A 7,604-nucleotide genomic window follows, 5' to 3' on the forward strand; every position below is an offset into this window, starting at 1 on the left:
ACGAAAATTGAAACCAGTCTGAGATCAGTTGCTTACAAACATCTGATCACTTTGAGTTGCGCGTCACGACTGATCCATTACCGTGAACGAGCCCTTACCAGGCCTTCATCGCACTTTGATTGCTTCGCTCGTGCAGCAAGTCGCAAACCCCTCATTCCGGACATTCAATTCCCAGATTCGGATTGCAGGTCGGCGGACTTTCCGGTTGTTCGTCGCGTAATTATCAACGTCGGCTTTCGATACGCCGGGTGTAGTCGTTGACAATCTCCTCCCATAGAGGTGGCCAAAACATTACCCAGTGGCCATTAAGTTGGCCTGGGACAGACACGATATGGACCTCGCTTTGGACTCCCATTCCCTCCATCGCGGCAAGGTTCGACTGGGAGTGCTCTATGCTGTAAAATGTGTCTTTCTCACCATAAATTGACAAAACCGGGCCTTCGAAGTTTCCAACACGCCGAAAGAGTGTGGGGTTGATTTCGGGGTCACCAACGCCCTCGCCCATCCATCCTCCAACGTAATTGATGACACCCGCAGTGTTCTCCGGATCGTTTCCGGCCTGCATGAGGGCGACAACGGCCCCGCGAGAGTACCCTGTCAGAAGGATCGGTCCTGAACTCACATCAGACCGTTGTTGCAATGCTGTCAAAGCAGCGTTTGCATCAATTAAAGCACGTTCAGCACCTGCCAATGATAGCTGCGTCTCGGGTGAGTATCCTTGCGACCGATCTTTGGCCATTCCCTCGTCGTACAAACCATCAGAACCACCGCGACCACGACGTTGCGGGAATGCGACAATCCAGCCGCGTGTGTTGAGAACATCAGCAAACCAGTCGTTGGCAAAGAACCGTTCAAATGAATTTGGGTCAGTACCATAGCCTGTTGAGCCATGATGAACGAGAGCGAGCGGGAACGGCCCATCACCAATCGGCTTGTATATTGCGACCGCAAGTTCGATTGTCTCACCGTCTTCTCCAAGGTCCGTCTTTAGGAAGCTACGTTCTCCAGGCTCAAACCATTCACTAGTCGGCATCGCCAGAACTTCCGAGAAAGCTTGTCGCTCCAATATGGCAAAGCGCTTCTCCGTTGGATAAATTCCGCGAAGCCGTCCTGCACCCGAAAGTGAGTACCGTGCAGCAAAGTCTTCATCGGTAAAGACTAGGGTGTCATCCACCAGACGGGCTTGGGTACGGAACCAATTTCCAATGCCAAGCTGGCCTCGTCCAACCGAGTAAACAACATTAAACAAGCCATCTTCGTCTCGGCTTTCCACAACAAGTATGTGGCTTCTCCAAGAGTCCCATCTTCCTGTCCACATCCCAATGAAGGGAGAATCTGCTTGCTTGCTGATTTCGATGTCGTTGGGCAGCGGGGCATCCCCTATGAGAATCGCATCCTCTGCCAATGATTGATTTGCCAGAATTACAAAAGTGACGATTGTATAAAATATGCGCATGGCCGATTTCCAACTACTGCCGTTCGATCAATGTCGATTCAAATAAAGCACAAACTATCAGTGCTGGACGTATCTATTTGTATCTCAGATGCCGAAGCTGACATTCGCCATCTTTAGATCCACGGTTGGTTCTGGGCTCGCCGCCGACTTTCTCCGCAGCGAACCCAATCAAGCTGCTCCGAGCCCATACCTGCCGTCGACTAGGCTTCTATTCTTTGCGTGCGCAGCATCTCGCGAACCGAGCATTCCAGACATTCAGAGCCAGGTGGAAAATGGCAGGTGAGCGGACAAAGTTGCCATAGGCTCAATGGTTGTTGAGGACCGGTCTCAGCCCAAAGCGGACTTTCAAATCCAAACATGGTGACTTCCAAGATGTGGACAAACTGCCGTGCGCTTTCATCAGCGTAATGCCTATATCCTGAAAGCGGTTTTCTCCCAGGAAAAGCTCAACTATTTGGGAAATAACAAGGTAGCTACAAGTCTCATGCCCCAACCGTCGGGCCCACTATCGGGGCCGTCGGCCCAATAGCGTACTCCCCCGCCTACGCTGATAAGTTGATCCCCGAGTTGGGTAACTTTGGTGACAACACCGTTGATTGGCACAGACCATTGATCGTTTTCCCAGTCGTAGGTGGACTCAGTGTTTAAAGTGAACGTCCACGCGTTCGAATTTGTGTAGGAAATAAATGGCTGTAAGAACGTCTGGTTAATGTCGGCGTCACCATCAATGTCCCAAATGTGATTTGTCAGGCCACCATATGTCCAAGGACCCTGCTGTTTGAGAGCCACGCCGGTAACTCCAGCACCCCACTCTCCTAGACCCAAGCTGTTATCTGTCGACGTCGGCAGCAGAAATACGGGTCCAGCCCCCCAGATCCAACCGCCCGCACTTGGTTTTTTGGGCGAAAGAAATAAGCTTTGAACAGTATCTCCTAGCCCAGTTTCGGAACCGGAACCCGCTAGGCCACCATCTATGGAGGCAATTGGAAGAATTGTTCGGGATATGAGGTTCCAATCATCCGTAAGATCAAAGGGAACAACCGGTTGTACGTTTAATATCCAACGCGAACCATTTCTGTCGGCACCTAAATTCTGATCATAGTTCAGCTGGAATGGCACGCTAATGAGAGCGGCCACGGGATTAGCAAGTTGCTTTGCTAGCTCTTCTTCCTGGGACTCTGCCCACGCAGAACCAGAAAGGGCACCAATCCCGGCAAGTATTGAGCAGCGTAGCAACCTTAGTTTCATAGGCGGTCTCCTTTCAACTGGCCGTTTCCTCATGGGTGGCTTGCACTTGAGATCGCCAGATTGGCAATGACGTCAATGGCCCACTCACAGTCCGCCACCGCCGAACTGGATGAAATTATCCAACCTGGTTGACTTATAGCTAAAATACTTGGACGAAACTGGCTTTCAGACTGTCTCCATAAGCGTGTCCGAAAGCACATCCTCGGAGAGCGCCCCCGGTGCGCCTATTGCGACAAGCCTTGTTTCGGGTTTGCGATCACCCCAAGCACCATCCCGTGCGATGTCCATTCGTTTTCCAACCACCTGAACAAGAATGCGATGATCTGGATGCTCCTCGCTGAAAACAAAACCCTTGAGGCGATAAACGTCGCCGGGAAGCTTCCGAATTGCACTCCGGAGGGAAGACAGGCTTATTGGGCGTTCAGCTTTCATCATAGTTGTTGAGAAGCTGTCTGAGTGATCAGAGTGGTGGCAACCACAATCTGGCCCATGTACGTGATGATCGGGTATTTCTGTTTCGAGCTGTTCGGCGGCAAAGCGACCGACTGAAAGAAGTATGTCCAGAGGGACGTCTGCGTTTACAGCTTCGACAAGACGATAGCGACGGAAGCGCGAGCCAAGCCAGTCGTGCACCTTCTGAACTGTGGCCCTGTCGACAAGATCAACCTTGTTCAAAATGACCATGTCCGAGAACGCAATTTGACGAAGCTTCAGTTCCATTTGTTCTGGCGCAGCAAATAGCTGTTCCGCATCGACAAGACACATAAGGCTGTCCAAGCGGATCATGTCCCGGAACCGTTGATCCGTAAACGTCATCGCGATTGACGATGGGTCCGACACGCCGCTTGCTTCAAGGACGATGTATTCCGGTTTCTCAGGCCGGGCGAGAACGGCTTCCACTGTTTCGATCAGGTCATCTCGTATTGAGCAGCAAACGCAACCATTCGCTAAACTCATCACATCATCTTCAAGGCCAACAACGAGATCAGCATCGACGTTGATGGATCCAAAGTCGTTCACCAGAACCGCAACCCGCAGCCCGTGATTGCCTGTCAGGATACGGTTCAAAAGGGTTGTCTTACCGGCCCCAAGAAAGCCGGTAAGGATTGTAACAGGGATTGCGGATGTCGAACCGAATTCGATCATGCCGTTACTCCGCTTTTTTCTTGCGGTTCGGGATGACGTCATCAACCTTGATGACGAAGTCGCTGGGCCACTCAGGATCGGGGGCCCGGAATACGTCAGCCGGATAGTATTCCTTAGGGTCGATCTCCATATCGCGGTATTTCTGGTCCTGCTGTTCAGCACGTGATGATCGCGGTGCTGGCGGCTTGATTTCATCAGGTAACGTGATCCTGCCTTCTGCTTCCATCTTGCCCAATTCGCGGAACGGTGCGACCGAGCCGGATTTGCCTGGAAGTGTCGCCTTCCGATACCAGATTGCATCCTTGGTAACGTTGACTACTGCAACATCCAAACCCCAGGCAAACAGCCCGTCATAATGGGCTCGGATTCCCGCCAGCATCTCGGCATCGATATCCTCGTCTTGCGTATAGTGAGTCACCATTGCAATCCGGGGGCGCGCCTCAGCCATCATCTTACCAACCGCATAGTGCGAAGTATGGTGCGTATCGATTGTGTAGTTGAACAGCTCTTGTGGCAGACCATATTTGTAGGTCATCAACTGACCGATATCCTGACCAGACATTTCGGTGACAAACACGTCTACGCCTTTGCCATACTCAAGGCTCAGTTCATCGGGGCGGCCATCGCCAGTCCAAACAAAGCTTAGGCCGTTCCAATCCAGACGATAGCCAACCGCACCGTCCTTGGCATGGCTGCGTGGCCAGGACCGAACCGTGACGCCGTCTTCGTCATAGACAATGCCGCCTTCCTGACGGAAATCGAATTCATTGACGTCGATCTCGTAACCGTCCCCGATTGGGAACACGTCGAAAGCCTCCAGATGCCATTTAAGCATCTGCTGCATGCCTTTGACCATTCCGGCTGTGCCAAGTTCGGGCGTCCGACCAGAGGGGCCGTGTATGCGCAGTGGTGTGTACCCTCCGGACCACGCACGGAACGGGTAGATGTAAGGGATGTCTGCATAATGATCGACATGCAGGTGCGTGATGAAGATGTCATTGATCAACTGACCCGGAACCTGCATCCCGATGATGTTTCGAACGCAGCCCGATCCGAAATCGAAGAAGAACCGTTTTCCATTACCCAATTCAACCATGATACAGGTCCCCGCCTGATCTTCACGGGGTGGAAATGGCGTTGAGCCACAGAATGAAATCCGCATCTCGTCAGGCCCAAGGTCCTCGGAAAGTGGGAAATAGTTCGCGTTCGAGCCTGTCATGTATTTCGTGGGGCGAAAATACTCTGGCAAAGTGATGCCCCCGGCAGGTCTGCCGCCGTAAGGGTTTTTAAGGGTTTCACCGAGTGGTCCATCGACTTGGTGCGCTTGCGCGGTGCCTGCACCATAGCTAACGGCGCCTGTTGCGACCGCACCTGCTGCCAGTCCCTGCATAACGTGCCGCCGGGAAGGGTTTTCTATGTCGTCAGATTGCTGGTTCGGCTCGTTTTTAAGATCTTTGCCGTTGTCTTTTTTTGTCATAGCTATGCCCTCAATTGGAATTGCTGCGCGGATTGCGCTCCACCATCTGGCGGAGCTCGTTGATGAGTTCAGATTTGATGTGGGCCCATTCGGCGCGCTCTGAGGCCGTGATCGATGCGTCTTTCGAAAACGCAGATGCTTTCTTCAGGTCTTCGATGATCTCGCCAAGTAGCGCGTCCGTTTCGATGCGCCTCGACAGCACATCGGAAAGTTCTGGAATTTCTGCGATCAGGTCTACCGTCACTGGAAAAAATCCGACGCCCACTATCTATTCTCAAATCAAGATGAGTGCGGTTGACCGCAAAGGCCAAGTGAGTCACCGTGAGTTGGGGGTGAGTTGACATTGAACAAATCCAACGATTTGACAATAAATCAACATGTTGAGCAGCCTTCTCCGAAGCTCGTCCGAGAAGCTCTGAGTCGAATTGTATCAAGCGACGGGTTTCAAGCTTCACCCCGACTCACGCAATTTCTTACCTACATAGTCGAGGAATCCCTATCGGGTCGAAGCACTCAGATTCGAGGCAAAGCTATCGCTGTTGAGGTCTATGGGCGGCGCATAGATGGTACTGGTGGTCAAAACCTGGTTCGCGTTGAGGCTAGGCGACTGCGGCGTCTTTTGCATCAGTTCTACGAAGATCACTGGGACGGCAAGGGAGTTCGCATTTTTGTTGACCCCGGCGGATACAAACCGCGGTTTTCATACGTACCACCAATTGAAGACCGCACATCAAGTGCGTGGAACAGCGATGAGCCTGATGAGCGGCGGCGTTCGCTTAAACTGCTGCCAGCCGGACTGGGTGTTCTTGCATTAGTCGCTGTGCTTGGCATCTGGATGAGCCAGGATAATTCGGAGGTTGTGCCAACAACTCGATCCATCGAACAGGCGGAACGTGTAGCGCTTGGAGAGCAATCGTTGACAAGACTTCAGGCGGCCAACCTTGCGGATCAAGCCCGCGGCATGTTTTTTCCCGTTTTTGATGTCAAACGTCAGCAAATAGCATTAGGAATGTTCCAGCACGCTGTGGAACTCGACCCGGCTCTGTCTGACGGTTATGCCGGGTCAGCGCAGGTATTGGCGATCCTGGCGGTGTTGTCACTAGATGAAGCAAATAGGGATGATCTCTTCGATCAAGCCTCGAAAATTTCGGTAAAAGCGCTTGAATTGTCCCCCGCTGATGCGTGGGCAAACGGCGCAAATGGTTGGGTGCTGGCTGCCAAAAACCAGCCAGACGAAGCATTGAAATATGCAAGAATGGCCGTCGATCTGGCGCCGAAGGATGGCCATATTCTCGACCTTGCAGGTATCACTGCGATCTTGGCTAACGCCCCGAAACTTGCTGCCGAGGTTAGCGATCCGGAGAGGTCCAGATCAGGATCTGGTAGGTTTGGAGCAAGAAACATCTGGGGCGTGTCGCAACTTATGCTCGGGAACTACGAAAATGTTGTCGAAGCTTTTCAGGGAGCACCAGCTGCCGGAGCGCCAGTCAGTGCTCCTTCGCTCTTATTCCAAGCGGTTGCGCACGATCAGTTGGGAAATTCAGAAGAAGCACGACGGCTCGTTGCCGAAATGCGCAGGACGTGGCCTGAGTTTCCATCCGAGTTTCTCGCCGATAGGATTTTCCAAAATGATGACGCAACGCGGCAAGCGATACTGGATACGCTGAGTAGTCACTGATGAAATGCATAGCAAAACTGCCGATGCAAATTTTCTAGTTCCTCTCTTTAATGTCAAATTTAGAATGACAATGCGTCATTGAACTCGAATGACTGGTTTTGGTCGCTACGCTTTCCAGCATTGGAAGCCATCGCAGAATGCGAGAAGTCGAGGATACAGCCGACTTTGCAAAGTCTGCTTTCTGCGCATTGCTGTAATTGGGGCATCGCGCAGCATCGGTCAAAGTGGGCTCCTTTGAGACATTCGCCGCGTCCCGCATAAGTGTCAGGTTTTGGGTTCTCGGAGGGAAGGCCTTAGATAAAAGCCCCTGCACATCGCAGTTTGGGTGTTATCTGCACCGGTCTCTCGTTGAACGCCCGATCTGCTGTCACATGCCTTCGATATTGGCATTTCCGGACGTTGACCGCCACTCGAAGTGCTGCAACGCAGAGTTCTTCACAATCATACTTGATCCTATTGCATGTTCTTTCTGCTCACTCAGACGCGACGGGCCGTTAACGGACCATGGACACATCTCTTTTTCGTTGAGCGTCTCGGACCAGCGCAGCAAGCCGATAGAAGCCGTGTGCCATTTTTGTGTAGGGTGTGAGGAGGAAAAA

Annotated in this window: 7 protein-coding genes; 1 reads left to right on the forward strand and 6 read right to left on the reverse strand. The window is 52.2% G+C overall.

The genetic code is table 11. The annotated features are described in order from the left end of the window. Nucleotides 1-223: 223 nt before the first annotated feature. The 5 genes from ACR0B3_RS21320 to ACR0B3_RS21340 all read right to left on the reverse strand — a co-directional run bounded on the left by ACR0B3_RS21320 (nucleotide 224) and on the right by ACR0B3_RS21340 (nucleotide 5,571). The gene (locus ACR0B3_RS21320) at nucleotides 224-1,456 is read right to left on the reverse strand and encodes an alpha/beta hydrolase family protein (RefSeq protein ID WP_480810808.1); all 1,233 of its coding nucleotides are present in this window, start codon (nucleotides 1,454-1,456) and stop codon (nucleotides 224-226) included. Between the two features lie 450 nt (nucleotides 1,457-1,906). Beyond that, nucleotides 1,907-2,704, reverse strand: coding sequence for a transporter family protein (locus ACR0B3_RS21325; protein ID WP_480810809.1), 798 nt, complete (start codon nucleotides 2,702-2,704; stop codon nucleotides 1,907-1,909). Between the two features lie 165 nt (nucleotides 2,705-2,869). Continuing rightward, a complete protein-coding gene (locus ACR0B3_RS21330) occupies nucleotides 2,870-3,850 on the reverse strand; it encodes a CobW family GTP-binding protein (protein ID WP_480810810.1) in 981 nt (326 codons plus the stop codon). Between the two features lie 4 nt (nucleotides 3,851-3,854). Then, a complete protein-coding gene (gene gntH, locus ACR0B3_RS21335; protein ID WP_170684460.1) occupies nucleotides 3,855-5,327 on the reverse strand; it encodes a guanitoxin biosynthesis MBL fold metallo-hydrolase GntH in 1,473 nt (490 codons plus the stop codon). A gap of 10 nt (nucleotides 5,328-5,337) precedes the next feature. Further along, entirely contained in the window at nucleotides 5,338-5,571 is a 234-nt protein-coding gene (locus ACR0B3_RS21340) for a hypothetical protein (protein WP_170684462.1), read from the reverse strand. Nucleotides 5,572-5,670: 99 nt separating this feature from the next. Here ACR0B3_RS21340 and ACR0B3_RS21345 point away from each other — a divergent pair, with 99 nt between their 5' ends. Then, nucleotides 5,671-7,005 (forward strand): tetratricopeptide repeat protein, encoded by a 1,335-nt coding sequence (locus tag ACR0B3_RS21345; RefSeq protein ID WP_480810811.1) that lies wholly within the window; start codon nucleotides 5,671-5,673, stop codon nucleotides 7,003-7,005. 367 nt (nucleotides 7,006-7,372) lie between these two features. On the opposite strand, the gene ACR0B3_RS21350 is transcribed toward ACR0B3_RS21345, so the two are convergent. Continuing rightward, nucleotides 7,373-7,604, reverse strand: a 232-nt coding sequence (locus ACR0B3_RS21350) for a hypothetical protein (protein ID WP_480810812.1), incomplete at its 5' end; no start/stop codon positions are given.

The sequence above is a fragment of the Ruegeria sp. CE9 genome (assembly GCF_056537425.1).